General features: G+C 59.7%; 26 protein-coding genes and 1 pseudogene. 4 read left to right on the forward strand and 23 right to left on the reverse strand.

The genetic code is table 11. The features are described 5' to 3' along the window. The first annotated feature begins 87 nt into the window (after positions 1 to 87). From xseA to leuA, 3 genes are all read left to right on the forward strand, one after another. The gene (xseA, locus tag Q1V60_RS20240) at positions 88 to 1,467 is read left to right on the forward strand and encodes an exodeoxyribonuclease VII large subunit (RefSeq protein ID WP_300633908.1); all 1,380 of its coding nucleotides are present in this window, start codon (positions 88 to 90) and stop codon (positions 1,465 to 1,467) included. A 3-nt stretch (positions 1,468 to 1,470) separates the two neighbouring features. Beyond that, complete coding sequence (locus Q1V60_RS20245) at positions 1,471 to 2,292, forward strand: peptidoglycan DD-metalloendopeptidase family protein (protein ID WP_300633909.1); 822 nt, start codon at positions 1,471 to 1,473, stop codon at positions 2,290 to 2,292. Between the two features lie 443 nt (positions 2,293 to 2,735). Next, complete coding sequence (leuA, locus tag Q1V60_RS20250; RefSeq protein ID WP_300633910.1) at positions 2,736 to 4,415, forward strand: 2-isopropylmalate synthase; 1,680 nt, start codon at positions 2,736 to 2,738, stop codon at positions 4,413 to 4,415. A gap of 161 nt (positions 4,416 to 4,576) precedes the next feature. Here the strand turns inward: leuA and Q1V60_RS20255 are convergent, their stop codons facing one another. The 21 genes from Q1V60_RS20255 to trmJ form a co-directional block, all read right to left on the reverse strand. After that, positions 4,577 to 5,368 (reverse strand): amidohydrolase, encoded by a 792-nt coding sequence (locus Q1V60_RS20255; protein ID WP_300633912.1) that lies wholly within the window; start codon positions 5,366 to 5,368, stop codon positions 4,577 to 4,579. Then, positions 5,356 to 6,504 (reverse strand): pyridoxal phosphate-dependent aminotransferase, encoded by a 1,149-nt coding sequence (locus Q1V60_RS20260; protein ID WP_300633914.1) that lies wholly within the window; start codon positions 6,502 to 6,504, stop codon positions 5,356 to 5,358. Before Q1V60_RS20260 ends, Q1V60_RS20255 begins: the two co-directional genes overlap by 13 nt. Before the next feature lie 116 nt (positions 6,505 to 6,620). Then, positions 6,621 to 8,090 (reverse strand): ribosome biogenesis GTPase Der, encoded by a 1,470-nt coding sequence (gene der, locus Q1V60_RS20265; protein WP_076949869.1) that lies wholly within the window; start codon positions 8,088 to 8,090, stop codon positions 6,621 to 6,623. Positions 8,091 to 8,361: 271 nt separating this feature from the next. Beyond that, a complete protein-coding gene (gene bamB, locus Q1V60_RS20270; protein ID WP_300633917.1) occupies positions 8,362 to 9,513 on the reverse strand; it encodes an outer membrane protein assembly factor BamB in 1,152 nt (383 codons plus the stop codon). Further along, a complete protein-coding gene (locus tag Q1V60_RS20275; RefSeq protein ID WP_300633919.1) occupies positions 9,506 to 10,147 on the reverse strand; it encodes a tetratricopeptide repeat protein in 642 nt (213 codons plus the stop codon). Before Q1V60_RS20275 ends, bamB begins: the two co-directional genes overlap by 8 nt. Positions 10,148 to 10,188: 41 nt before the next feature. Then, a complete protein-coding gene (gene hisS / locus Q1V60_RS20280) occupies positions 10,189 to 11,478 on the reverse strand; it encodes a histidine--tRNA ligase (protein ID WP_300633920.1) in 1,290 nt (429 codons plus the stop codon). Positions 11,479 to 11,501: 23 nt separating this feature from the next. Next, positions 11,502 to 12,611, reverse strand: coding sequence for a flavodoxin-dependent (E)-4-hydroxy-3-methylbut-2-enyl-diphosphate synthase (ispG, locus tag Q1V60_RS20285; RefSeq protein ID WP_003175952.1), 1,110 nt, complete (start codon positions 12,609 to 12,611; stop codon positions 11,502 to 11,504). A gap of 2 nt (positions 12,612 to 12,613) precedes the next feature. Continuing rightward, positions 12,614 to 13,600, reverse strand: a complete 987-nt coding sequence (locus tag Q1V60_RS20290) for a RodZ family helix-turn-helix domain-containing protein (protein WP_300633923.1) — start codon at positions 13,598 to 13,600, stop codon at positions 12,614 to 12,616. After that, positions 13,600 to 14,358, reverse strand: a complete 759-nt coding sequence (pilW, locus tag Q1V60_RS20295) for a type IV pilus biogenesis/stability protein PilW (protein WP_300633925.1) — start codon at positions 14,356 to 14,358, stop codon at positions 13,600 to 13,602. The genes Q1V60_RS20290 and pilW overlap by 1 nt, the downstream gene beginning before the upstream one ends. Positions 14,359 to 14,370: 12 nt before the next feature. Further along, positions 14,371 to 15,519, reverse strand: a complete 1,149-nt coding sequence (rlmN, locus tag Q1V60_RS20300; RefSeq protein WP_300633927.1) for a 23S rRNA (adenine(2503)-C(2))-methyltransferase RlmN — start codon at positions 15,517 to 15,519, stop codon at positions 14,371 to 14,373. A gap of 29 nt (positions 15,520 to 15,548) precedes the next feature. Continuing rightward, positions 15,549 to 15,974 carry a nucleoside-diphosphate kinase gene (ndk, locus tag Q1V60_RS20305; protein WP_003175956.1) on the reverse strand — a complete coding sequence of 142 codons (426 nt, stop codon included), beginning with the start codon at positions 15,972 to 15,974 and terminating at the stop codon, positions 15,549 to 15,551. Positions 15,975 to 16,065: 91 nt separating this feature from the next. Beyond that, positions 16,066 to 16,266 (reverse strand): Fe-S cluster assembly protein IscX, encoded by a 201-nt coding sequence (iscX, locus tag Q1V60_RS20310; RefSeq protein WP_057021707.1) that lies wholly within the window; start codon positions 16,264 to 16,266, stop codon positions 16,066 to 16,068. Positions 16,267 to 16,280: 14 nt separating this feature from the next. Beyond that, the gene (gene fdx, locus Q1V60_RS20315; protein WP_300633931.1) at positions 16,281 to 16,622 is read right to left on the reverse strand and encodes an ISC system 2Fe-2S type ferredoxin; all 342 of its coding nucleotides are present in this window, start codon (positions 16,620 to 16,622) and stop codon (positions 16,281 to 16,283) included. 3 nt (positions 16,623 to 16,625) lie between these two features. Next, positions 16,626 to 18,488, reverse strand: coding sequence for a Fe-S protein assembly chaperone HscA (gene hscA, locus Q1V60_RS20320; protein WP_300633933.1), 1,863 nt, complete (start codon positions 18,486 to 18,488; stop codon positions 16,626 to 16,628). Between the two features lie 54 nt (positions 18,489 to 18,542). Further along, entirely contained in the window at positions 18,543 to 19,064 is a 522-nt protein-coding gene (gene hscB / locus Q1V60_RS20325; RefSeq protein ID WP_076949878.1) for a co-chaperone HscB, read from the reverse strand. A gap of 8 nt (positions 19,065 to 19,072) precedes the next feature. Then, on the reverse strand, positions 19,073 to 19,396 hold the full coding sequence (gene iscA, locus Q1V60_RS20330) for an iron-sulfur cluster assembly protein IscA (RefSeq protein ID WP_003175963.1): 324 nt from the start codon (positions 19,394 to 19,396) through the stop codon (positions 19,073 to 19,075). A 27-nt stretch (positions 19,397 to 19,423) separates the two neighbouring features. Then, the gene (gene iscU / locus Q1V60_RS20335; protein ID WP_003175965.1) at positions 19,424 to 19,810 is read right to left on the reverse strand and encodes a Fe-S cluster assembly scaffold IscU; all 387 of its coding nucleotides are present in this window, start codon (positions 19,808 to 19,810) and stop codon (positions 19,424 to 19,426) included. A 99-nt stretch (positions 19,811 to 19,909) separates the two neighbouring features. Next, the gene (locus Q1V60_RS20340) at positions 19,910 to 21,124 is read right to left on the reverse strand and encodes an IscS subfamily cysteine desulfurase (protein WP_300633938.1); all 1,215 of its coding nucleotides are present in this window, start codon (positions 21,122 to 21,124) and stop codon (positions 19,910 to 19,912) included. Between the two features lie 50 nt (positions 21,125 to 21,174). Continuing rightward, positions 21,175 to 21,666 carry a Fe-S cluster assembly transcriptional regulator IscR gene (gene iscR, locus Q1V60_RS20345; RefSeq protein ID WP_003194020.1) on the reverse strand — a complete coding sequence of 164 codons (492 nt, stop codon included), beginning with the start codon at positions 21,664 to 21,666 and terminating at the stop codon, positions 21,175 to 21,177. A 287-nt stretch (positions 21,667 to 21,953) separates the two neighbouring features. Then, complete coding sequence (gene cysE, locus Q1V60_RS20350; protein WP_300633941.1) at positions 21,954 to 22,736, reverse strand: serine O-acetyltransferase; 783 nt, start codon at positions 22,734 to 22,736, stop codon at positions 21,954 to 21,956. 2 nt (positions 22,737 to 22,738) lie between these two features. Next, positions 22,739 to 23,509 carry a tRNA (cytosine(32)/uridine(32)-2'-O)-methyltransferase TrmJ gene (trmJ, locus tag Q1V60_RS20355; RefSeq protein WP_300633943.1) on the reverse strand — a complete coding sequence of 257 codons (771 nt, stop codon included), beginning with the start codon at positions 23,507 to 23,509 and terminating at the stop codon, positions 22,739 to 22,741. Positions 23,510 to 23,654: 145 nt separating this feature from the next. On the opposite strand from trmJ, the gene suhB reads away from it, so the two are divergent. Next, a complete protein-coding gene (gene suhB / locus Q1V60_RS20360; protein ID WP_003175971.1) occupies positions 23,655 to 24,470 on the forward strand; it encodes an inositol-phosphate phosphatase in 816 nt (271 codons plus the stop codon). A gap of 113 nt (positions 24,471 to 24,583) precedes the next feature. On the opposite strand, the gene Q1V60_RS20365 is transcribed toward suhB, so the two are convergent. Both Q1V60_RS20365 and Q1V60_RS20370 read right to left on the reverse strand, forming a co-directional pair. Continuing rightward, positions 24,584 to 25,126 (reverse strand): glycine zipper 2TM domain-containing protein, encoded by a 543-nt coding sequence (locus Q1V60_RS20365; protein WP_300633946.1) that lies wholly within the window; start codon positions 25,124 to 25,126, stop codon positions 24,584 to 24,586. A 123-nt stretch (positions 25,127 to 25,249) separates the two neighbouring features. Beyond that, positions 25,250 to 25,674, reverse strand: a pseudogene (locus tag Q1V60_RS20370) (protein translocase subunit SecF); the annotation flags it as partial.

Raw genomic sequence — 25,674 nt, forward strand, 5'->3', positions numbered from 1 at the left:
GATCTTCGGCGTCACTCATCATAGTGCAAGCGCTCATACGCACAAGGCCGTGGTGATCGCCCTGCGAATGCCTATAAACTGCCGCCCATGATTAAAGATCCCTTTGCCCGACTGGGCCTGGACCGCGAAGTCCTGACTGTCAGCCAGCTCAACGGCCGCGCGCGGGTGTTGCTGGAAGACGTGTTCACCAATATCTGGGTTGAAGGCGAGATCTCCAACCTCGCCCGCCCGGCCTCCGGCCATGTGTATTTCACCCTCAAGGACAGCGGCGCCCAAGTGCGTTGCGCGCTGTTTCGAAACAACGCTGCGCGGGTGCGCCAGGCCTTGAAGGATGGCCTGGCGGTGAAGGTGCGCGGCAAGGTCTCGTTGTTCGAGGGCCGTGGCGACTACCAGTTGATCCTCGACACCGTGGAGCCGGCGGGCGATGGCGCGCTGCGCCTGGCCTTCGATGCCTTGAAGGAAAAGCTCAGCGCAGAAGGCTTGTTCAGTGCCGAGCGCAAGGTGCCATTGCCGGCGCACCCTCGACGCATCGGCATTGTCAGTTCGCCCACCGGTGCGGTGATTCGCGACATCATCAGCGTGTTCCGCCGACGCGCGCCGAACATTGAACTGACGTTGATCCCCACCGCCGTGCAAGGCCGCGAAGCAATCGCGCAGATTGTGCGGGCGTTGAAACTGGCCGACGCCCGCGGCTTCGATGCGCTGATCCTGGCCCGTGGCGGCGGCTCGCTGGAAGACCTCTGGTGCTTCAATGAAGAAGCCGTTGCCCGGGCGGTGGATGCCTGCGTCACGCCAATCGTGAGCGCGGTCGGCCATGAAACCGATGTGTCCATCAGCGACTTCGTGGCGGACGTGCGCGCCCCTACCCCGTCCGCCGCCGCTGAACTGCTGGCACCGGACGCCAGCCACCTGGTGCGCCAAGTAGAGAACCTGCACCGTCGCCTGGTGCTGTTGATGCACAACCGCCTGCGTCACGACCGCCTGCGCCTGGAAGGCATGGCCCGGCGCCTGCGTCACCCCGGCGAACGTCTGCGTCAGCAGGCCCAGCGCCTGGATGACCTGGACATGCGCCTGCGCCGCGCTTTCGAGCGTAGCCTCAATACCCGGCGTGAACGCCTGATTCGCTTGGAAACCCGCCTCGCCGGCCAACATCCGGGCCGTCAACTGGCCTTGCTGCGCCAGCGCCTGGACAGCCTCGCCGAACGCCTGCCCCGCGCCATGCGCGAGGGCCTCAAGGCGCGTCGCCTGCAGTTGCAAAGCCAGGTGCAGACGCTGCAAGTGGTCAGCCCGCTGGCAACTCTGGGCCGTGGCTACAGCATCTTGCTGGACGAGCGCGGCCAGGCGATTCGCAACGCCGCGCAAACCCACACCGGCCAGCGCCTGACCGCACGCCTCGGTGAGGGCCAATTGCAAGTACGGGTGGAAGACAACCACCTGACGCCCGTCACCCTTTCGTTACTGGATTGACTGATGCCTCGCCTTCTCAGCTTGTTGATGCTCGCTTGCCTGACCTTCAATGCCCACGCCGACAGCTACATCACGCGCCTGCTGAACAAGCCGGTGCCCGGTGGAGTCGCTGTCGTGGACTTGGGAACCGCGGCGACGGCGCCCAAGGTCACCTACCGGAACAGACCGGTGCTGGTGGTAAAGGAACAAAACAATTGGCTGGCGATTGTAGGGATCCCGCTGACGGTCAAGCCCGGCACCGAACGCATCATCCATGGCGCAGAGCAACTGCCGTTCGTGGTGGGTTTCAAGAAATACCCCGAGCAGCGCATCACCCTGAAGAACAAAAGCCAGGTAAACCCGGAGCCCGCGCAACTCAAACGCATCGAGGGCGAACTGGCCGTGCAGCTCAAGGCCTATCGCAGTTTCAGCCCGAACACGCCGAGCAACCTGCTGCTGGATAAACCGGTCAACGGACCGTTGTCGAGCAAGTTTGGGGTAAGACGGTTCTTTAACGGCGAGGAACGAAATCCGCATTCGGGCCTGGACTTTGCCGTTGGCGCAGGCACGCCGATCAAGACGCCGGCTGCGGGCAAGGTGATCCTGACCGGCAACTACTTCTTCAACGGCAACACCGTGTTCGTCGACCATGGCCAGGGCTTTATCAGCATGTTCTGCCATATGTCGAAAATCGACGTGAAGGTTGGCGACACGCTGGCGCGCGGCGCGGTGGTAGGCAAGGTCGGCTCGACGGGCCGCGCGACCGGGCCGCATATGCACTGGAACGTCAGCTTGAATGATGCGCGGGTAGACCCGGCGATCTTTATTGGCGCGTTTCAGCCTTGATATGAAGGGCGAGGCGACAGGCTTCATCGCGGCAAGCCCGGCTCCCGCCGTAGACCGAGTCGCTTGAACTGCACGCGATTTCCAGTGGGAGTTGGCTTGCCTGCGATGGCGCCAGGCCAGCCGCCTCAATTGCGCAGCTGATAAACGCCACGCAAACAAAACATGGAAATACCTTACTTCCGGCAATAAAATCTCGCACCCTACGCAAATAGAAGAACTTCTCTCAATTTTTCTCGACTGCTTGCCATCTTTTACCCCGACGGTTAGGGTTGAGCTTATGAAAACCTCTCACACCCTCATTCAGCGCCGCCAGCACCGCAGTCTGTGCCTTGTCAGCGCACGACTGCCAGGCTGAATCGATCTGCCTCGCCCCAAAGCGTCGTCCCCAATAATAGTTACTCGGCAGGCCGCCTTTTCTCGGCCCTACAACAAAGGATTTTCCGATGAGCATGCTCAAAGACCCGTCTTCGAAATACCGTGCGTTTGCGACCATCGATATCCCGGACCGCACCTGGCCGTCCAAAACCATCACCACTGCGCCGATCTGGTGCAGCTCGGACTTGCGTGATGGCAACCAGTCGCTGATCGAACCGATGGACGCCGCGAAAAAGCTGCGCTTCTGGAAAACCCTGGTCGCCGTCGGCGTGAAGGAAATCGAAGCCTCCTTCCCGGCCGCCTCGCAAACCGATTTCGACTTCGTGCGCACCCTGATCGAAGACAACCACATCCCCGAGGACACCACCATCCAGGTGCTGACCCAGGGCCGTGAAGACTTGATCGCACGTACCTTCGAATCCCTGCGCGGCGCCAAGAAAGCCATCGTGCATTTGTATAACGCTACATCGCCGTCGTTCCGCCGCATTGTGTTCAATCAGGACAAGGACGGCGTCAAGGCCATCGCGGTCAACGCAGCCAAGCTGTTCGTCAAATATGCCGCACAGCAGCCGGAAACCCAGTGGACCTTTGAGTACTCCCCAGAGACCTTCAGCGCCACTGAGCTGGAGTTCGCCAAGGAAGTCTGCGACGCGGTGATCGAGGTGTGGAACCCGACGCCCGAGCACAAGATGATCCTCAACCTGCCGGCCACCGTGGAGTGCGCCACGCCGAATATCTATGCCGACCAGATCGAGTGGTTCGGTCGTCATATCAACCGTCGTGACAGCGTGATCATCAGCCTGCACACTCATAACGACCGTGGCACTGGCGTGGCCGCGACCGAGCTGGGGCTGATGGCCGGGGCTGACCGTGTCGAAGGCTGCCTGTTCGGCAACGGCGAGCGTACCGGTAACGTCGACCTGGTCACCGTGGCCTTGAACATGTACACCCAGGGCCTTGACCCGCAGTTGGACTTCTCCGACATCGACGGCGTGCGCAAAGTCGTCGAGGAGTGCAACCAGATCCAAGTGCACCCACGTCACCCGTATGTCGGCGACCTGGTGCACACCGCGTTCTCCGGCTCCCACCAGGATGCAATCCGCAAGGGTTTCTCCCAGCAGAAAGACAACGCACTGTGGGAAGTGCCGTACTTGCCGATCGACCCGGCCGACATCGGCCGCAGTTACGAGGCGGTTATCCGCGTGAACAGCCAGTCGGGCAAAGGCGGTATCGCCTACCTGCTGGAGCAGGAATACGACATCAGCTTGCCGCGCCGCATGCAGATCGAATTCAGCCAGGTGGTGCAGGCCGAAACCGACCGCGTCGGCCTTGAGATGACCGCACCGCAGATTTACGCCTTGCTGCAGCGCGAATACCTGCAAGCCAACACCCCGTACGCGCTGGTCAGCCATCGCCTGCAGGAAGAGAACGGCAACAGCTACGTCGAAGTGGAAGTTTCCGGCAAGGGTCAGGGCGAAACCAACCTGCACTGGAAAGGCAAAGGCAACGGCGCGCTGGAAGCGCTGGTGGCGGGCTTGCCGATTGGTGTGGAGATCATGGATTACAACGAACACGCGATTGGTGCGGGTACCCATGCCAAAGCGGCGGCCTACATCGAACTGCGCGTGAATGGCGAGCGTCCGGTGCATGGTGTGGGCATTGATGAAAACATCACCACCGCCAGCTTCAAGGCGCTGTTCAGTGCGCTGAACCGCTCGTTGAGCCAGCAGGAAGCGAAAGCGGCGTAACGGGCTGCTCAATGTGCAAAGGCCTCTGAGTGCGAACTCAGGGGCCTTTTTGGTTGGATGAGATGGCCGCTTCGCAGCCCGCTCCCACATTTTGACTGTATTGCTCCTACAGGATGAATGCGATCGAATGGGGGAACGGGCTTGCTCGCGAAAGCGACCTGTCAGACAAACTGAAAACTATCGGCATCCAGGTTCGCCGGGAACTTGGTGCGATACGCGGCCAGTTCAGCAGCCTCCAGGCACACCTGAAACACACCATCCGCCTCCCCTGCACTGAGCAAGGTCTCACCCTGGAAATCCAGTACCTGGCTATCCCCGGTGTAGGCAAACCCCTTGCCGTCCGTGCCCACCCGATTCACCGCGGCCACATAGCACAGGTTCTCAATCGCCCGCGCCGGCAACAGGCGGTTCCAATGCAACCGCCGCGCCCCCGGCCAGTTGGCGGTGTACAGCAGCAGGTCGGTGTCCTGGGCATCGCGGCTCCACACCGGGAAGCGCAGGTCGTAGCAAATCAACGGGCGAATACGCCAGCCCTTCAGCTCGAACTGCACCTGACGCTCGCCGGGGGTGTAGTGATCGTGCTCGCCAGCCATGCGAAACAGATGGCGCTTGTCGTAATGCAGCACCTCACCGTCGGGCCGCGCCCATAGCAAGCGATTACGGTGACTGCCGTCCGCCGCCTGGATGATCACGCTGCCAGTGATCACGGCGTTGTATTTCGCCGCCTGGGCCTGGAGCCAACGATGTGTCGGGCCGTTTTCCTGTTCGGCCAAAGAAGCCGACTCCATGGAAAAACCGGTGGTGAACATCTCCGGCAATACGATCAGGTCGGCGCCGTTGGCTTGCTCCAGCAGCCGCTCGAAATGCTCGAAATTGGCCTGGCGGTCGTGCCACGCCAGGGTGGTCTGGATAAGGGCAATGTTCAGGTTCGGCAGGGTACTCAAATCGCGCATAGTTTTTGCGCCGCGTGTTGCAGCGTCTCCTCGCGTTTGGCAAAGCACAGGCGCACCAGGCGCTGGCCTTGGGGAGGGTTGCGGTAGAACACCGAGATGGGAATCGACGCCACGCCGTGTTCGCGGGTCATCCATTCGGACATGGCGACATCATCCAGGTCCGGGCGAATCCGGGAATAATCCACCAGCTGAAAGTAAGTCCCGGCCGATGGGCTGAAGCTGAACAGCGACGGCGCCAGCAACTGGCAGAACACGTCGCGTTTGGCTTGATAGAACGCTGGCAGCGCACTCACGTGCTCGGGGTGCTGCTCCATAAAATCGGCCAGCGCGTATTGCAACGGCGTCACGCCACAGAAACTGACGTATTGATGCACTTTGCGCAGCTCGGCAGTGAGGGCCGGCGGCGCAACCACATAGCCCGTCTTCCAGCCCGTGACGTGATAGGTCTTGCCGAACGAGCTGACCACGAACGCACGCGGATACAGCTCCTCGTGGGCCAGCACGCTGACATGGGGCACATCATCGAACACCAGGTGTTCGTACACTTCATCGCTGAGCAGATAGATATCACGTCCGCGAATCAGCTCGGCCAGTTGGTCCAGCTCCTCACGGCTGACCAGCGCACCGCTGGGATTGTGCGGGGTATTGAGCACGATCATGCGCGTGCGCGGCGACAGCGCGGCCTTGATGCGCTCGAAGTCCAGGCTGAAATCCTGCAAGCCCAACTGCACATGCACGCAGCGCCCGCCGGCCAGCTCTACCGACGGCGCGTAACTGTCGTAGCAGGGATCAAAGATGATCACCTCGTCACCGTTGCGGATGACTGCCTGGATGGCGCAGAAAATGCCCTGAGTGGCGCCCGGCGTAATCGTCACTTCACTGTCGGCATCGACGCTGACACCGTAGCTGCGGGAAATCTTCGCCGCCACTTGCTGGCGCAGCGCGGGCAAACCACTCATCGGTGCGTATTGGTTATGACCGCTGGCAACGTGTCGGCCCACGGCGTCGAGCAAGGCTTGAGGGCCATTGAAGTCGGGAAACCCCTGGGACAGGTTGATTGCGCCGGTTTCCGCCGCCAACTGCGACATGCTGGTAAAAATGGTCGTACCGACATTCGGCAGCTTGCTGGTGATCATGAAAAGGCCCCTGCAGGTGAGTCCCAAGTTTTAAGCTGCCTGCCGCATCGGGTCAAGGCACAAACTGTCGCGCACAAAAAAGGGCTCGCAATGAGCCCTTTTTTTGAACGTCGATATCAGCGCTTGTCGCGGCGCTTTTTGTCGGCTTTCTTGTGATGCGTCATCATCCGGCGTTTTTTGTTGACCTGGCGGTCGGTAAGGCTGTTCTTGTTGCCTTCGTATGGGTTCTCGCCGCCCTTGAACTCGATACGGATCGGCGTACCGACCAGCTTCAAGACACGGCGATAGGTGTTCTCCAGGTAACGCACATAGGACTTGGGCACCTTCTCGATCTGGTTACCGTGGATCACGATAATCGGCGGGTTGGCACCACCCAAGTGGGCGTAACGCAGTTTGATGCGGCGGTTGTTGACCATCGGCGGCGCGTGCTCGCCCACCGCGTCTTCCAGGATCTGGGTAAGGCGGTTGGTCGGCCAGCGGGTAACTGCAGACTTGAACGAGTTCTGTACCGAGGCGTAAAGGTTGCCCACGCCGGTGCCGTGCAGCGCCGAGATAAAGTGAATATCGGCGAATTCAACGAAGAACAGACGACGCTGCAGCTCGATCTTGACGAAATCGCGCTCGCTCGGCGTCATGCCGTCCCACTTGTTGATGGCGATCACCAGGGCTCGACCGGCTTCCAGGGCGAAGCCCAGCAGGTTCAGGTCGTGGTCCACTACGCCTTCGCGTGCGTCCATCACAAAGATCACCACGTTGGCGTCTTTGATCGCTTGCAGGGTTTTGACCACGGAGAATTTTTCAACTTCTTCGTGGATCTTGCCGCGCTTGCGCACACCGGCGGTGTCGATCAGCGTGTACTTTTCGTCATTACGCTCGAACGGGATATAGATACTGTCGCGGGTGGTGCCGGGTTCGTCATAGACGATTACCCGATCTTCACCGAGCATGCGGTTGACCAGGGTCGATTTGCCGACGTTAGGGCGGCCGATGATGGCGATCTTGATACCGTCTTTTTCGCTCGGGCCAGGAATGCGCTTGGCCTCCTCGCCTTCGGCGACGATCTCCTCCTCACCCTCTTCTTCCTCATCGTCATCTTTTGGAAATGTGCTGAGAGCAATTTCCAGCATCTGCGTGATGCCGCGACCGTGAGCGCCGGCAACCGGGATCGCGTCGCCCAGGCCCATCGGGCTGAATTCGGCACGGGCCGCTTCAGGATCGATGTTATCGATCTTGTTCGCGACCAGATAAGAACGCTTGTTGCGCTTGCGCAGGTGCTCGCCAATCATCTGGTCGGCAGCGGTATAGCCCGCGCGGGCATCCACCAGGAACAACACGACATCAGCTTCTTCAATGGCCAGCAGCGACTGCTCGGCCATTTTTTCGTCCATGCCATGTTCATCACCGGAGATACCACCGGTGTCGACAATAATGTAGGAGCGCCCTTGCCACTTTGCCTCACCGTATTGGCGATCACGGGTAAGACCGGACAAGTCGCCGACGATGGCGTCGCGAGTCCTGGTCAGGCGGTTGAACAAGGTGGACTTGCCGACGTTAGGTCGGCCCACCAGGGCGATTACGGGAACCATGCGGCTCTCCACTTCGTTATTTCAGAAAATACAAAAGCCGCTGCAGGGCAGCGGCTGGTGCTCGACTGCAGGAGCGAGCTTGCTATGGCGAGGGAGCTTGCTCCCGCTGGCTGCGTAGCAGCCCCAAAACCAGGCATTCAAGATGCATCAGATACATCCGGTTGGCCGGTTTGGGAGCGCTTCGCGCCCCAGCGGAAGCAAGCTTCCTCGCCACATGTCGCTCGCTCCTACAGGTGAAGCTGCCAGAGGGCCAGGCCCTCAAGCATCGTTCTTACTTGATGGTCAGGGCTTCCAGCTTGCCGCTGTTGCCATACACATAAAGCATGTTACCCACCACCAGCGGACGCGCACGCAAACCGTCGCTGTCAATACGCTCGCGACCTACAAAGCGACCGTCCACCTGGCTCAGCAGGTGCAGGTAACCTTCGAAGTCACCCACCGCCACGTAGCTGGAGAAGACTTCCGGTGCCGACAGCTGACGGCGAGCCAGGGAGTCGTTGCTCCACAGCGCAGTGGTGGAGCGCTCGTCGACACTTTCAACGGTGCCGGACGCCAGGCTTACGTAGACGCTGCCAAACCCTTGAGCGACACCCGCGTAGCTGGAAGCATCACGCTGCCAGTTAACGCGACCGCTCTGCAGGTCCAGTGCCGCAACGCGGCCTTGATAGGTGGCGACATAGAGGGTCTCGCCGGACAACAACAAGCCGCCGTCGATGTCTACGACGCGATCCAACTCGGAACGACCTTGTGGGATAGCCACACGAGTTTCCCAGGCCGGCACGCCGTTCTGGGTATTCAGGGCGACCACTTTACCGGTCGACAGCCCGGCAACGGCCAGATTATTGGTCACAATCGGACCACTGGTACCGCGCAGGGTCAGCACCGCCGGGGTACTGTCGTACAACCAGCGCTGTTCGCCAGTGCTGGCGTCCAGACCGATCACGCGGTCATCCTGGGTTTGCACCACGACGATATCGCCGTTGGTGGCAGGCGGCGCGAGCACTTCACTGGTCACGCGAGCGCGCCACTTTTCTTCACCGGTGCTGGAATCCAGAGCCACGACTTCGCCTTTCAGCGTGCCGAGCATGACCATGCCATAACCCACGCCTACGGCGCCGGAGACAGGCAGTTCAAGGTCTTTCTTCCACTTCACGTCACCGGTCATGCGATCCATGGAGGTCACAATGCCGGTCACGTCAGCCGCCACAATGTTCTCACCGTCGATTGCCGGTACCAACATGTTGTAGGTTTCGCCCTGACCGTCACCGATGGAGCGGCTCCACTGCTTTTGCAGGACCACTTCTTCCTTGAAGCTGGTCAGCTCCGCAGGCGGCAGTTCTTTTTTACTGTTGCTGCTGCAACCCGCGGCCAGAACGGCCAGAGCCAGCAATGCTGCATGTTTCCAACGGATCACGTCACGCATCCCCTTTGGCCAAGTCGTCGAGCTTGATTTGTAAGCCACCGACTGCCGCTTCATCAGACAGCGCCGCCTTGGCTTTTTGGTACGCAGCATTGGCTTCGTCGGTACGACCCAATTGGACCAACAGGTCGCCCTTGAGCTCTTCGCGAGTGGCTACAAATGCCTTGTCAGCATCGCCGTCGAGCAGTTTGAGTGCTTCGTCGGCTTTGTTCTGTGCCGCCAATACCTGTGCCAGGCGTTGACGTGCGATTTCACCCAGGGTCGGGTTGATGGGTTTGTCGGCGATGGCTTTCAGCTCAGTGGCTGCATCATCCAGCTTGCCGGTGTCGACCGCGACTTTCGCGACGAACAGGCTGCCGTACTGGGCGTAGGTAGTACCGCCAAATTCGTTCTTCAGCTTGCCGGCCAGGTCCGCCACTTGGGCAGGGTCCGGCTTGCCGTCCGGCGTCAGGGTAGTTTCCAGCAATTGCTGATAAACAATCGAGGCGCCCTGGGACTGGTTAGCCTGATACTTGGTCCAGGCTTGCCAGCCGAACACCACCACTAAAGCCAGCAGACCGCCAGTAACCAGGGGCTTGCCGTTACGCTGCCACCAGTCCTTGAACTCGGCCAGTTGCTCATCATCAGTACTCGACACCCCAATACTCCTTAATCGCTAAATTCGGCTGTTCGACAGCTTCAACCCTGCACGACGCAGGTGGCCAGGTGCGCAGCAAGCGCATCAAAGGCAATGTTCTGTTGTTCGCCCTGGCCACGCAGGGGTTTGAAACCTATCACTTGCTGGGCCAATTCGTCATCGCCGAGGATCAGCGCGTACAACGCGCCGCTTTTGTCGGCTTTCTTGAACTGGCTCTTGAAGCTACCCGCGCCGGCATTGATTTGCAGACGCAGGTTCGGCAGTTGGTCACGCACTTTTTCGCTCAGAGCCAGGGCAGCCAGTTCGGCGGCCTCGCCAAACGCACAGAGATACACATCCACCTGACGGGAAATTTCCTGCGGCACTTGCTCAAGGGTCTCCAGCAGCAGGATCAGCCGCTCGATGCCCATGGCGAACCCCACGCCGGCGGTCGGCTTGCCACCCATTTGCTCGACCAGGCCGTCATAGCGACCACCGGCACACACGGTGCCTTGGGCGCCCAGTTTGTCGGTGATCCACTCGAACACCGTCTTGCTGTAGTAATCGAGGCCGCGCACCAGCTTGGGGTTAATCACATAGGGGATACCTGCCGCATCCAGGCGAGCCTTGAGGCCCTCGAAGTGCGTGCGGGATTCGTCGTCCAGGTAGTCGGCCATTTTCGGCGCGCCGACCAGTACAGCCTGGGTGTCGGCGTTCTTGGTATCAAGCACGCGCAGCGGGTTTGTCTTCAGGCGGCGCTGACTGTCTTCGTCCAATTTGTCCAGGTGGGCAGACAGGTACTCGACCAGGGCGCCCCGGTAACGGCTGCGCGATTCGCTGGTGCCCAGGCTGTTGAGTTCAAGCTTGACCGCGTCGCGGATGCCCAACTGGCCCCACAGGCGCCAGGTCAGAATGATCAGCTCGGCGTCGATATCCGGACCGTCCAGGTTGAAGACTTCGCAACCGATCTGGTGGAACTGACGATAACGACCTTTCTGCGGACGCTCGTGGCGGAACATCGGGCCGATGTACCACAGCTTCTGAGGCTGGCCACCACCCGTGATGCCATGCTCCAGCACAGCGCGAACGCATGCGGCGGTGCCTTCCGGACGCAGGGTCAGGGAGTCGCCGTTACGGTCTTCAAAGGTGTACATCTCTTTTTCGACGATGTCGGTCACTTCACCGATGGAGCGTTTGAACAGCTCGGTGAACTCGACGATCGGCATGCGGATCTGCTTGTAACCGTAGTTATCCAGCAGGCGCGCGACAGTGCTCTCGAAATAACGCCACAGTGGCGTCTGCTCCGGCAGGATATCGTTCATGCCACGAATGGCTTGCAGAGACTTGCTCACATCAAATCCTTAAATTCGTTCAATCAGCCGCGAGCGATCAGCGCTGCATCAGCGGCGACCTTTTCGGCCGCTTTCTCGCGGATCAGCTTTTCCAGCTCATCCACAAGATTGTCATTCGTCAATTTCTGCGACGGCTTGCCGTCGATGTAAATCAGGTTCGGTGTACCGCCGGTCAGGCCCACATGCGCTTCTTTGGCCTCGCCTGGCCCGTTGACCACGCAACCGATCACCGCGACATCCAGCGGCACCAGCAGGTCTTCGAGACGCAACTCCAGGTCGTTCATGGTTTTCACCACGTCGAAGTTCTGCCGCGAGCAGCTCGGGCAGGCAATGAAGTTGATGCCACGGGAACGCAAACGCAGGGATTTGAGAATGTCGTAACCGACCTTCACTTCCTCTACGGGGTCTGCCGCCAGGGAGATGCGGATAGTATCGCCAATCCCTTCGGCGAGCAGCATACCGAGACCCACCGCAGATTTCACTGTGCCTGAGCGTAAACCGCCCGCTTCAGTGATGCCCAGGTGCAGCGGCTGCACGATTTCCTTGGCCAGCAGGCGGTAGGCTTCTACGGCCATGAACACGTCGGACGCCTTTACACTGACCTTGAAGTCCTGGAAATTCAGGCGTTCCAGGTGTTCAACGTGGCGCAACGCCGACTCGACCAGCGCCGCCGGAGTAGGCTCGCCGTATTTCTTTTGCAGGTCTTTTTCCAGCGAACCGGCGTTGACGCCGATGCGGATGGGAATACCGCGATCACGGGCCGCATCCACCACGGCCCGCACACGGTCTTCACGACCGATGTTGCCCGGGTTGATCCGCAGGCAGTCCACACCCAGTTCGGCTACGCGCAACGCGATTTTGTAGTCGAAGTGAATGTCGGCAACCAGCGGCACCTTGACCAATTGCTTGATGCGGCCAAAAGCTTCGGCAGCGTCCATATCCGGTACGGAAACCCGCACGATGTCCACGCCGGCCGCTTCCAGACGGTTGATCTGGGCGACTGTGGCGGCCACGTCATTGGTGTCGCTGTTGGTCATGCTCTGCACCGCGATGGGGGCGTCGCCGCCCACCGGCACCGAGCCGACCCAGATCTTGCGCGATACGCGACGTTTGATTGGAGATTCGCCGTGCATGACTATTGTCCCAACTTGATGCGAGCTGTCTCGCCACTGGTGAACGGCGCCACGTCCACAGGCTGGCCGTTGTAGGCCACTTGCGCGCCACGGGCGAAGCCCAGACGCAGCGTCAAAGGAGGCTTGCCGCCCTGGTCAAGAGTATCTCCCTTACGCTTGAGACCGCTAAACAGCACTTTGCCATTGCCATCGGTGACTTGCGTCCAGCAGTCAGCGATGAAGGTGATCTGTACGCGCCCGTCACCGGCGATCAACGCTGGGGTGGTGGGCGGCGACATGGCTGGCGCAGTCGGCGCGGCCGGCGCTGGAGCCTGTGCCGGAGCAGCCGGTGCGGGAGCCTGGGCCTGGGCCGCGGGTGCTGCTGGAACCGGAGCGGGTGCGGCGGCAGTCGCAGCAGGTGCGCTGCCGCCTTCCGGAGCAGGCTGTTCGGCAGTGGCAGGCGCTTGCGGCGCGGCTTGCCCTTCGACGACCGCCTGGTCTTCCGGCTCATCCAGCGGATGAATCTGCGTAGTGCCGTCGGCGCTTTCGACCTCGACGTGCTCCAGGGCATTGCTGGTCAGGTCTTTATTGCGCTGGGAGGTCTGGTCTTGCCACCAGACGAAGCCGCCACCGATCACGGCAATCAACAGCAACAGGCTGACAATGCGCAAAATCGTGTGGGAAACCCGAGTGGGCTCTTCAATGCGACCGAGGCCATGCACATTACTGCCCTGGGAGTCGGTGCCGGTGAACTGGTCGAACGCCTGGACCAGCACGGTCTGGTCGATACCCAACAATTTGGCATAGGCGCGGATATAGCCACGGGCGAACGTGTGCCCAGGCAGTTTGTCGAACGCGCCAGCCTCCAGGTTGGCCAGGGAGGTGGTGGTCAAATTGAGCTTGAGGGCCACTTCCGCCAGCGACCAACCATTGCTCTCGCGGGCCTGACGCAAGGTCTCGCCTGGGTTGACGCGATTAGCTGCTACAACTTCCGGGTGCGCGGCTTTCATCATTGCTCCGACAGGTATTGCTGATATTCCGGCGTACCGGGATAGAGTCGTTCAAGTTGCTGGCCAAAACGTGCGGCCGTGTCGCGTTCTTCATGAACCGTCGCCAGGCGCACACCGAGCAACAGACTACGTGCATTGTGCCCGCTGAGCAGGCTGAAACGCTCGTAATAGTCGCGTGCCGGCACATAATGCCTGTCTTCGTAAGACAACTCAGCCATTTCAAGCAAAGCGCGTGGCTGGCGAGCGTTCAGAAGCAGGGCTTTTTCCAGTTGCTGGCGCGCAAGCTCGCGCTGGCCGAGGTGTATCGAAGTCACCCCTAGGTTCTCGAAAACGCGCGAACGCTCAGGATAAAGGGTATCGGTGCTGGCTTGCCGGAAATAAGCGGCGGCCTGTTCATAACGTTTCTGCTCGAACAGGAAACTGCCGTAGTTGTTCAGCAACCGAGCGTCGCCAGGACGGGAAGCCAGCGCCTTCGTGAAATATTGATCCGCCAGTTCGGGCTCGGCCTGAGCCTTGAAGACCAGCGCCAACGCGGCATTGGCATCAGCATCGTTGACGTCCAGTTCAAGGGCCTTCTTCAATGGGACCTTGGCCTGCTCGTTCATGCCCTGTTGCAAATAGCCCAAGCCCAGCTGCACATAGGCCACTCGCGCCGCTTCGCGACCCTTGCCGGTTTGCAAAGGGCTGTCATGGCCCGATGAAACACAACCGGCCAAAAGACCGGTAACAAGCAACAGCAGCGCAAGGCGCAAGGGCATAGAGGTCCTCTCTCAGGTTCGATTTGCAGCGCTTTGCGGCATATCGTCGGCTGCGCTCAACTCACGCACGGCGATGTAACGCTCACTGCGGCGGGTGCGATCCAGCACCTGCCCTACCAATTGGCCACAGGCGGCGTCGATGTCTTCACCGCGAGTCGTACGCACGGTGACGTTGTAGCCGGCCTGGTGCAGTTGATCCTGGAAACGGCGGATAGCGTTGTTGCTCGGCCGCTCGTAGCCAGAATGGGGAAACGGGTTGAACGGAATCAGGTTGATCTTGCACGGGGTGTTCTTGAGCAACTCGATCATCTCGACCGCATGCTCGACCTTGTCGTTGATGTCCTTGAGCATGGTGTACTCAATGGTCAGTACGCGTTTTTCACCCAAGGTCGCCATATAACGCTGGCAGGACTCGAGCAGCATCTTAAGCGGATACTTCTTGTTGATCGGCACCAATTGGTTACGCAATGCGTCATTCGGTGCGTGCAGCGACAACGCCAGGGACACGTCGATGTGCTTGGCCAGCTCATCGATCATCGGGACCACGCCGGAGGTCGACAGGGTCACACGGCGCTTGGAGATGCCGTAGCCCAGGTCGTCCATCATCAAGTGCATGGCCGCAATCACGTTGTCGAAGTTCAGCAGCGGCTCACCCATGCCCATCATCACCACATTGGTGATGGCACGGTCGACGGTCGCCGGGACGCTGCCAAAGGATTTGTTGGCAATCCAAACCTGGCCGATGACTTCGGCGGCGGTGAGGTTGCTGTTGAAGCCTTGCTTGCCGGTGGAGCAGAAACTGCAGTCCAGGGCACAGCCTGCCTGGGACGAAACGCATAAGGTGCCGCGCTTGCCCTGGGGAATGTACACGGTCTCGACGCAACTGCCGGACGCCACGCGCACCACCCACTTACGGGTGCCGTCGCTGGAGATGTCCTCGCTGACCACTTCGGGACCACGGACCTCGGCAATGGCCTTGAGCTTGTCGCGCAGGGCCTTGCTGACGTTCGTCATGGCGTCGAAATCGTCGACGCCAAAGTGGTGAATCCACTTCATTACCTGACCGGCACGGAAACGCTTCTCCCCGATTGAGTCGAAGAATTTCTCCATTTCCGGCTGAGTCAGACCCAGCAGGTTGGTTTTAACAGTCGATGTAGTCATGGATTCACCCTCACTCTTTAAGCCGATGCTTAGCGAGCGGTTACTTCAGTAGCTGCGAAGAAGTACGAGATTTCGCGAGCAGCAGCGGCTTCGGAGTCCGAACCGTGTACAGCGTTGGCGTCGATGGACTCAGCGAAATCAGCACGGATGGTGCCGGCAGCTGCTTCTTTAGGGTTGGTAGCGCCCATCAGCTCACGGTTCAGAGCGATAGCGTTTTCGCCTTCCAGAACCTGAACAACAACAGGACCGGAGATCATGAAGGCAACCAGGTCGCCGAAGAAGCCACGAGCGCTGTGCTCAGCGTAGAAGCCTTCAGCTTCAGCCTTGGACAGTTGCTTGAGTTTCGAAGCTACAACCTTCAGGCCGGCTTTTTCGAAACGAGTGGTGATCTCGCCGATGACGTTTTTTGCAACAGCGTCAGGCTTGATGATGGAGAAAGTACGTTGAACAGCCATGGTGTAACTCCAGAAACGGTAATTTACGAAAAATTAAACCCGCGAATTATACGCGGGTTATTGGGTATTGCCTAACTGCGTAATAAGCGGCTCAGTCTGCTTCTTCGATCCACAGGCCTTGAATCGCCTCCAGGACCTTTTCGCCACCCCGATCCGGGACGTCGTCAAAATCCGGCAGTTCCATTACGAGGTTGCGCAGCTTGACGAAGTTCACCGTAAGAGGATTGACCTCAGGATGAGCTTCTGCAAGTTGTATAGCTATTTCTTGTACATCAACCCATTTCAGGCTCATGACAGTTCCTTGGATCAATGCGGCGCTTCAGCCGCATGGTTGAGCGAATATTTCGGAATTTCAACGGTGAGGTCTTCAGTCCCCACTTTCGCCTGACAGCTCAGGCGCGACGTTGGCTCCAGGCCCCACGCCTTATCAAGATTGTCTTCTTCCAGGTCACCGGCCTCGTTAAGGCTATTGAAACCCTTACGAATGATGCAGTGACAAGTGGTGCAGGAATTCACGCCACCACAAGCACTTTCGATCTCGATATGGTTGTCATGCGCGACGTCGAGAAGGGACTTGCCGGTCTCAGCCTCCACGACCATGCCGTCCGGGCAATGCTCGGCGTGCGGTAGAAAAGTGACCTGCGGCATCAGTTATTCCTCAATTTCATTCAGGTTGCGCCCCGCCAGTGCGGCTTTCACCGTCTGATCCATGCGGCGGGCGGCAAAGGCGTCAGTGACCTGCGACAAGCGCTTGGTCTGCTGCTCGATGGCGTAACCATCGTTGCCTTTCATCAGTTCGGCCAGCTCCTGCATCTGCAGGTCGATGACCATGCGCTCTTCGGCATCCAACAGGCGCTCGCCATCGGTATCAAGGGCGCCCTGCACCGCTTCGAGCAGGCGCTGGGCGTCAACTTGCTGCTCACGCAACACGCGAGCGACCTTGTCGTCGCCGGCATATTGGAACGAGTCTTTGAGCATCTTGGCAATTTCACCGTCCGTCAGCCCGTAGGACGGTTTGACCTGGATACTGGCTTCGACACCCGAGCCCAGTTCACGGGCCGCCACGCTCAGCAGGCCATCGGCATCAACCTGGAAGGTCACGCGAATCTTCGCCGCGCCCGCTACCATGGCCGGAATACCGCGCAATTCAAAGCGGGCCAGGGAGCGGCAGTCGTTGATCAGCTCGCGCTCGCCTTGCAGCACATGAATCATCATGGCCGTCTGGCCGTCTTTATAGGTGGTGAAGTCCTGGGCGCGGGCGACAGGAATGGTGGTGTTGCGCGGAATCACCTTTTCCATCAGGCCGCCCATGGTTTCCAGCCCCAGGGACAAAGGAATCACGTCGAGCAGCAACAATTCGCCACCATCGCGCTTGTTGCCGGCCAGGGTATCGGCCTGGATCGCAGCACCAATGGCCACCACTTGATCCGGGTCGATGTCAGTCAGCGGTTGACGGCCAAAGGCTTCGGCGACGGCTTCACGAACGCGTGGAACGCGGGTGGAACCGCCGACCATGACCACGGCACCGACGTCCTCCAGCTCGATACCGGAATCACGCACGGCGCGGCGGCAGGCTTTCAGGCTGCGGGCGACCATCGGTTCGATCAACGCATCGAACGCTTCACGCGTCAGTTGAGCCGACCAGGCGCCGTAGGAGACTTCAACAGTTGCAGCCTCCGTCAGCGCCTCCTTGGCGGCGCAGGCGGTTTGCAGCAGGTTACGCTGCGCGCCTGGGTCCAGGTCGGCAGATAAGCCCGCACTGCTGATGATCCAGCCCGCAATGGCGTGGTCGAAGTCATCGCCGCCGAGGGCGCTGTCGCCGCCGGTCGCCAGCACTTCAAAGACACCGCCGGTCAGGCGCAGGATTGAAATATCAAAGGTGCCGCCGCCCAGGTCGTAAATCGCGACCAAGCCTTCAGCATGCTGGTCCAGGCCGTAAGCCACGGCAGCAGCGGTCGGCTCGTTAAGCAAGCGCAGCACATTCAGGCCGGCGAGTTTCGCCGCATCCTTGGTAGCTTGGCGCTGAGCGTCATCGAAATAGGCCGGAACTGTAATCACCGCGCCAACCAGTTCGCCGCCCAAGGTGGTTTCCGCACGCTGGCGCAGCACCTTGAGGATATCGGCTGACACTTCCACCGGGCTTTTCGGGCCTTGAACGGTGTCGATGAACGGCATATGGGATTCGCCACCGACAAAGCGGTAAGGCATCTGGTCGCCCAACTGCTTGACGTCGGACAACCCACGGCCCATCAAGCGCTTGACCGACAACACAGTATTCAATGGGTCGGTAGACGCCGCCAGCTTGGCTGACTCACCCACTTCGATACGGTCGGGGTGATAGCGCACGGCGGACGGCAGAATCAGTTGGCCGTCGGCGTCGGGCAATGGCTCGGACAGGCCGCTGCGCACGGCAGCAACCAGGGAATTGGTGGTGCCCAGGTCAATCCCGACCGCCAGGCGACGCTGGTGCGGTTGAGGGCTTTGGCCGGGTTCGGCGATTTGCAGTAGAGCCATGGTAATCAGGTCTTATCTGTCTATACAGGCGCGCATCACGGGCAGCACACTGGGTTAATCGTCGAGGCGCTCTTCTAGCTGGCGCACTTCGTAGGTGAGCTTGTCGAGAAACTGCATGCGCCGCATCAGGCGTTCGGCCTGTTCGCGTTGCGCGGCATCATCCCAACAGGCTGCGAAGCTTTCGTTGAGCTCATCCTGGGCAGCTTTCAGACGGCGCTTGAAGACCGCGACGCCGGCCACATCGGCCTGGTCCTGCAAGTCTTCAAGTTCTTCGCGCCACTGCATCTGCTGCATCAGGAAGTCCGGGTCGTGCACGGTGACTTCCATCGGCAACTCACCGCCCTTCATCGCCAGCAAATAACGCGCGCGTTTCGGGGGGCTTTTGAGCGTCTGATAGGCTTCGTTGAGGCTGGCCGATTGCTCCAGCGCCAGGCGTTGCTCACGCTCGGAAGCGTCAGCGAAGCGGTCTGGATGCACGCCACGCGCCAATTCACGATAGCGCGTGGCAAGCTGCTCAAGATCCAGCCGAAAGCTCGGCTGCAGCTCGAATAAAGCGAAATGACAAGGAGTACCCACAAGAAGCCTCAGATGTTGAAGCTTTCGCCGCAGCCACATTCACCGCGTACGTTGGGGTTGTTGAACTTGAAGCCTTCGTTCAACCCTTCCTTGACGAAATCGAGCTCGGTGCCGTCCAGGTAGGTCAGGCTTTTTGGGTCGATGATCACTTTTTCGCCGTGACTTTCGAACACCTGGTCTTCCGCAACCACCTCGTCGACAAACTCCAGCACGTAGGCAAGGCCGGAACAGCCCGTGGTGCGAACACCCAGACGAATCCCCTCACCTTTACCGCGCCCATTCAGGGAGCGGCGAATGTGCTGCGCAGCCGCTTCTGTCATGCTGATAGCCATCGTTGACTCCTTACTCGTCGCAAATGCTTAGATCAAGCCTTTCTTCTGCTTGTAGTCGCGAACGGCCGCCTTGATGGCGTCCTCCGCAAGTACCGAGCAGTGAATTTTCACCGGCGGCAGGGCCAGTTCTTCGGCCAGCTGGGTGTTGCTGATGGTGACAGCCTCATCCAGGGTCTTGCCTTTCATCCATTCGGTCGCCAGGGAACTGGAGGCGATGGCCGAACCGCAGCCGTAGGTCTTGAACTTGGCGTCTTCGATAACGCCAGCGTCGTTGACCTTGATCTGCAGGCGCATCACATCGCCGCACGCCGGAGCGCCGACCATGCCGGTGCCGACATCTGGGTCTTCCGCGTTCATCTTGCCGACGTTGCGCGGGTTTTCGTAGTGGTCGATGACCTTTTCGCTGTAAGCCATGGTACTGAATCCTCACTCATCAGGGCCGCTCTGGAACCCTGTAGAAACGCCTGCGTTTTCCGCCACGTTGCTACAGAGCTGGGGGGGCGGCTTCTATAGTTAGTGTGCCGCCCACTCGATCTTGGAAATATCGACACCGTCTTTGTACATGTCCCAAAGTGGCGACAGAACGCGCAGCTTGTTGACGGCTTCGCAGACTTTCTGCGCGGCGTAGTCGACTTGCTCTTCAGTGGTGAAGCGGCCGAAGGTAAAGCGGATCGAGCTGTGCGCCAATTCGTCGTTGCGGCCCAGGGCGCGCAATACGTACGACGGCTCAAGGGACGCAGAGGTGCAGGCCGAACCGGACGAAACCGCCAGGTCCTTGAGTGCCATGATCAGCGACTCGCCCTCAACGTAGTTGAAGCTCAAATTCAGGTTGTGCGGTACTCGGGCAGTCATGCTGCCGTTGATGTACAGCTCTTCAAGGTTTTCGACCTGCTTGTAGAAGCGATCGCTCAGGGCCTTGATGCGCACGTTTTCGGCCGCCATGTCTTCCTTGGCTACACGGAAGGCTTCGCCCATGCCAACGATCTGGTGGGTCGCCAGGGTGCCCGAGCGCATGCCGCGCTCGTGACCGCCGCCGTGCATGGTGGCTTCGATACGTACGCGCGGCTTGCGGCTAACGTACAGAGCGCCAATGCCTTTCGGACCGTAGGTCTTGTGGGCAGAGAACGACATAAGGTCGACTTTAAGCTTCGACAGGTCGATGTCAACCTTGCCGGTGGACTGAGCGGCGTCGACGTGCAGCAGGATGCCCTTGGAACGGGTCAGCTCGCCAATCGCTTCGATGTCGTTGATGGTGCCGATTTCGTTGTTCACGTGGATCACGGAAACCAGAATGGTGTCGTCACGCAACGCGGCTTCGATCATGGCCGGAGTGACGATACCGTCGGTGGTCGGCTCGAGGTAAGTCACCTCGAAACCTTCACGCTCCAGTTGGCGCATGGTGTCGAGGACAGCCTTGTGCTCAATCTTGGTGGTGATCAGGTGCTTGCCTTTGGTCGCATAGAAGTGCGCCGCGCCCTTGATAGCCAGGTTGTCGGATTCGGTGGCGCCGGAGGTCCAGACGATTTCGCGCGGGTCTGCGCCAACCAGGTCGGCGACTTGGCGGCGAGCGTTCTCGACCGCTTCCTCGGCTTTCCAGCCGAATACGTGGGAGCGGGAGGCTGGGTTACCGAAGTTTCCGTCAACCAGCAGGCATTCGCTCATCTTTTGCGCGACACGCGGATCAACCGGGGTGGTCGCTGAGTAATCAAGGTAAATCGGCAATTTCATGGACTTTCTCCTAAATCAGGCTGGCTGGCGTGCCGTTAGCTCTGCGGCTGTCACTCGACGGCGGACGCTTCGATCTTGTCCAGACGCGGCGCCTTGGTGTTGCAACGGCGCTGGTCCTGACGCTGGGCTACTTCTTGCACCTCACGGCGAGTCACAAGATCAGCCAAGCTGATACCACTCAAAAACTCATGGATCTGCAGGCTCAAGTCACACCACAAGTGGTGCGTCAGGCAGGTGTCGCCGGCGTGGCAATCACCCAGGCCCTGGCATTTGGTCGCATCGACGGATTCGTTGACCGCATCGATCACCTGAGCCACCTGGATGCCCTGCATATCGCGGGACAGTTGATAGCCACCCCCTGGGCCCCTCACGCTGGAAACCAGGTTGCTGCGGCGCAATTTGGCGAACAGCTGCTCGAGGTAGGACAGGGAAATGCCTTGGCGCTCGGAGATATCGGCCAGGGACACCGGCCCAGTTTGCGCGTGCAAAGCCAGGTCAAGCATGGCGGTCACCGCGTATCGGCCTTTTGTAGTCAGTCTCATGGACAAGGTACCAAGGTGTTTCAGAATGGGAGCAAGTATGCGATTCCCGAGTATTTAAGTCAACTATAAGACCTAGTACTTTAGTCAGGATTACCCGCAAAAAGGGCGCGCGAATCATATCAGGGTGGGGTGGGATCGAACAGCGGGAACGGGGCCCGCCACAAACCACCGGATCAATAGCGATCAAATGTGGAGCTGGCTTGCCCGCGATAGCGATGGGTCAGCAATCTATGAGCTGGCTGGCATGCCGCTATCGCAGACACACCAGCCCCCACAGGAAGTCGTGCTCAGTTGGCCTTGGTAGTCGCCTCGTCCTTGATTTCGGCGAAGTCTTCTTTACGCAGCTCAGGCAGGTCTTTCGCACAATAGCTGCTACCCAAATCCTTCAGCGCACCGCACATACCGTCCAGCTTGCCATCCACCGCTTGCAGGTGGTCGAGCAACTGGCCAATGGCACGCGCTACCGGGTCAGGCATGTCTTCGCTGACGCCATAGGCATCAAAACCGATCTTCTCGGCCATGGCCTTGCGCTTGGCTTCCTGCTCGTCGCCGACCTCCGGCTTGACGATGATTCGACCTGGAATCCCCACCACCGTCGCACCCGGCGGCACAGCCTTGGTCACCACGGCATTGGAGCCGACCTTGGCACCAGCACCAACGGTAAAAGGCCCGAGCACCTTGGCGCCCGCTCCCACCACCACACCGTCGCCCAACGTTGGATGACGCTTGCCCTTGTTCCAGCTGGTGCCGCCAAGCGTCACCCCCTGGTACAGCGTCACGTCATCGCCAATCTCAGCAGTTTCGCCGATCACAATGCCCATGCCATGGTCGATGAAGAAACGACGCCCCACTTTGGCTCCGGGGTGAATCTCGATCCCGGTCAACCAGCGACCGAAGTTGGACACCAGGCGCGCCAGCCATTTCCAGCCCATGCCCCACAAGGCGCCGGATAACCGGTGAATCCAGATCGCGTGCATGCCGGGGTAGCAGGTCAGCACTTCAAAGGCATTGCGCGCCGCCGGGTCACGATGGAAAACGCTTTGGATATCTTCTCGCAAACGCTCGAACATTTTTAATCCTTCCGCTTAAGCAACTCGCCATGGGCCGCTTTCTGGGTTTCCGTGAGGATGCCCCGCAATATATTCATTTCCGCCCGGCTGACCGAGCTGCGTCCGTACAACCGGCGCAGGCGCGCCATCAAGTGCCGTGGTTTTTCGGGATCGAGAAATTCGATGGCCACCAGGGTTTGCTCCAGGTGCTCATAGAAACGCTCCAGCTCGTCCATCGTGGCCAGCTCGCCACTTTTGGTCGACGCCACTTCGTCCTTCTCCATCTTGCTCGGCTGGCCTTCAGCAGCCAGCCAGGCCATACGCACTTCATAAGTCAGCACCTGCACCGCCGCCCCAAGGTTCAGCGAACTGAACTCAGGATCTGACGGAATGTGCACGTGGTAATGACATCGCTGCAGCTCTTCGTTGGTGAGGCCGGAGTCTTCACGGCCAAATACCAGGGCGATTTCTGCGCCGCCGGCCGCCTCGTCCACCACTTTGGTGCCGCACTCACGCGGGTCCAACAGCGGCCAGGGAATGCGACGATCGCGAGCGCTGGTGCCGAGTACCAGGTTGCAGCCGACCAGAGCATCTTCCAGGGTGGCGACAACCTGGGCGTTTTCCAGAATGTCATTGGCGCCGGATGCGCGAGCATCGGCCTCGTGGTGCGGAAACACACGCGGCTCGACCAGCACCAGGCGCGTCAGCCCCATGTTCTTCATGGCTCGCGCCACCCCGCCGATGTTGCCGGGATGACTGGTATTGACCAAAACCACACGAATGTTTTGCAGCAAGGGAGGCGCTCTCGGACACGGGAAAGGGGAGCAAATCTTACAGAACCGCCCAAGGTTATGCCACGAAAGCTAACGTCGTCCTTCACCTGGAGAAAGTTTCTGCTAAACTGCCCGGCTTTCTTTAACAACCTTAGGTGACCTATCCATGCAGCCCATGCTGAATATCGCGCTGCGCGCCGCCCGCAGCGCCAGTGAATTGATCTTCCGCTCTATCGAGCGCCTGGATACCATCAAGGTCGACGAAAAAGACGCCAAGGATTACGTATCCGAAGTGGATCGCGCCGCCGAACAGAAAATCATCGACGCCCTGCGCAAGGCCTACCCTACCCACGGCATCCTCGGTGAAGAAACCGGCCTGCACAAAGGTAGCGGCGAAGGCGAAGACTACCTGTGGATCATCGACCCACTGGATGGCACCACCAACTTTCTGCGCGGCATCCCGCACTTTGCGGTGAGCATCGCCTGCAAATACCGTGGTCGCCTGGAACACGCCGTTGTACTGGACCCGGTCCGCCAGGAAGAATTCACCGCCAGCCGTGGCCGTGGCGCCCAGTTGAACGGTCGCCGCCTGCGCGTGAGCGGGCGCACCAGCCTGGATGGCGCGTTGCTGGGTACTGGCTTCCCGTTCCGCGATGATCAAATGGATAACCTGGAAAACTACCTGGGCATGTTCCGCGCCCTGGTTGGCCAGACCGCAGGCATCCGTCGCGCCGGCGCAGCGAGCCTGGACCTGGCTTACGTCGCCGCCGGTCGTTTTGATGCGTTCTGGGAGTCGGGCCTGTCCGAGTGGGACATGGCTGCAGGCGCCCTGCTGATCCAGGAAGCGGGCGGCCTGGTGAGTGACTTCACCGGTGGTCATGACTTCCTTGAGAAAGGCCACGTGGTTGCCGGCAACACCAAATGCTTCAAGGCAGTGTTGACGGCGATCCAGCCTCACCTGCCGGCTTCGCTGAAGCGTTAAGCGAGCGAGCACAAAAAAAGCACCCCTTGGGGTGCTTTTTTTATGCCTGGGATTTGGGTGGTACTGCCTATACAACTGCAGCACTTAACCAATGAATCGCATCAAGCCATGGATTACTGCTGGTTCTGACCCAGGATCAGACGCCCTTCCTTATCGACTGGAATCTGGCCGCCTGGATCACGTTCCATACGTACCGTACCTTCCTTGCCATCCAGGTTGTAACGCACGTCATAACCGACAACTTTGTCGCTGATGTCGTTCACGGTGTTACAGCGAGTCTGCGTGGTGGTGTAGGTATCACGGTTCTGCATACCTTCCTGAACCTTGTTACCCGCGTAACCGCCGCCGACGGCACCGGCTACGGTGGCCAGCTTCTTGCCGTTACCACCACCAACCTGGTTGCCCAGCAAGCCACCGGCAAGGGCGCCCACCACGGTACCCGCGATTTGATGTTGATCCTGCACCGGACGCTGCCGGGTAACTGTGACGTCCTTGCAGACCTCACGTGGGGTTTTGATCTGGGTTTTTACCGGCTGCACCGCCAGCACTTGCGCATACTCAGGGCCGCTTTTTACCAGGCTGTAGGTGGCAACAGCACCCCCGGCAGTCACACCGACAGCACCCAATACCGCACCAACCAGCAACGACTTGTTCACGTTGAACCTCCTGACCATCACAAACGGATCGAAAGATCCGCGCTATACCCAGCCTTGGAGCCAAAAAAAAGGCGCGAGTTCAATCTCGCGCCTTTCTTGTAACCGCCGATCAACAAACGCCCATCAAGGACGGTCGTCGACCTCCTTGCCAGTGCTGGCCGGAGGGATCAGGTCTTCGCTGTTGAGGTTCAGCCAGATCAGCACCACGTTGGCGATGTAGATCGACGAGTAAGTACCCGCCAGCACGCCAATGAACAGCGCCAGGGAGAAGCCCCACAGGTTGTCGCCACCAAAGATCATCAGTGCCGCGATCGCCAGCAAAGTGGAGATCGACGTCGCCATGGTTCGCAGCAGGGTCTGGGTGGTGGAGATGTTGATGTTCTCGATCAACGTCGCCTTGCGCAGTACGCGGAAGTTCTCACGAACCCGGTCGAAGACCACGATGGTGTCGTTGAGGGAGTAACCAATGATCGCCAACACGGCCGCCAGTACGGTCAGGTCGAAGGTAATCTGGAAATACGCCAGGATACCCACGGTGACGATCACGT

It is taken from the genome of Pseudomonas sp. (genome assembly GCF_030147005.1).
GTDB lineage: Bacteria > Pseudomonadota > Gammaproteobacteria > Pseudomonadales > Pseudomonadaceae > Aquipseudomonas.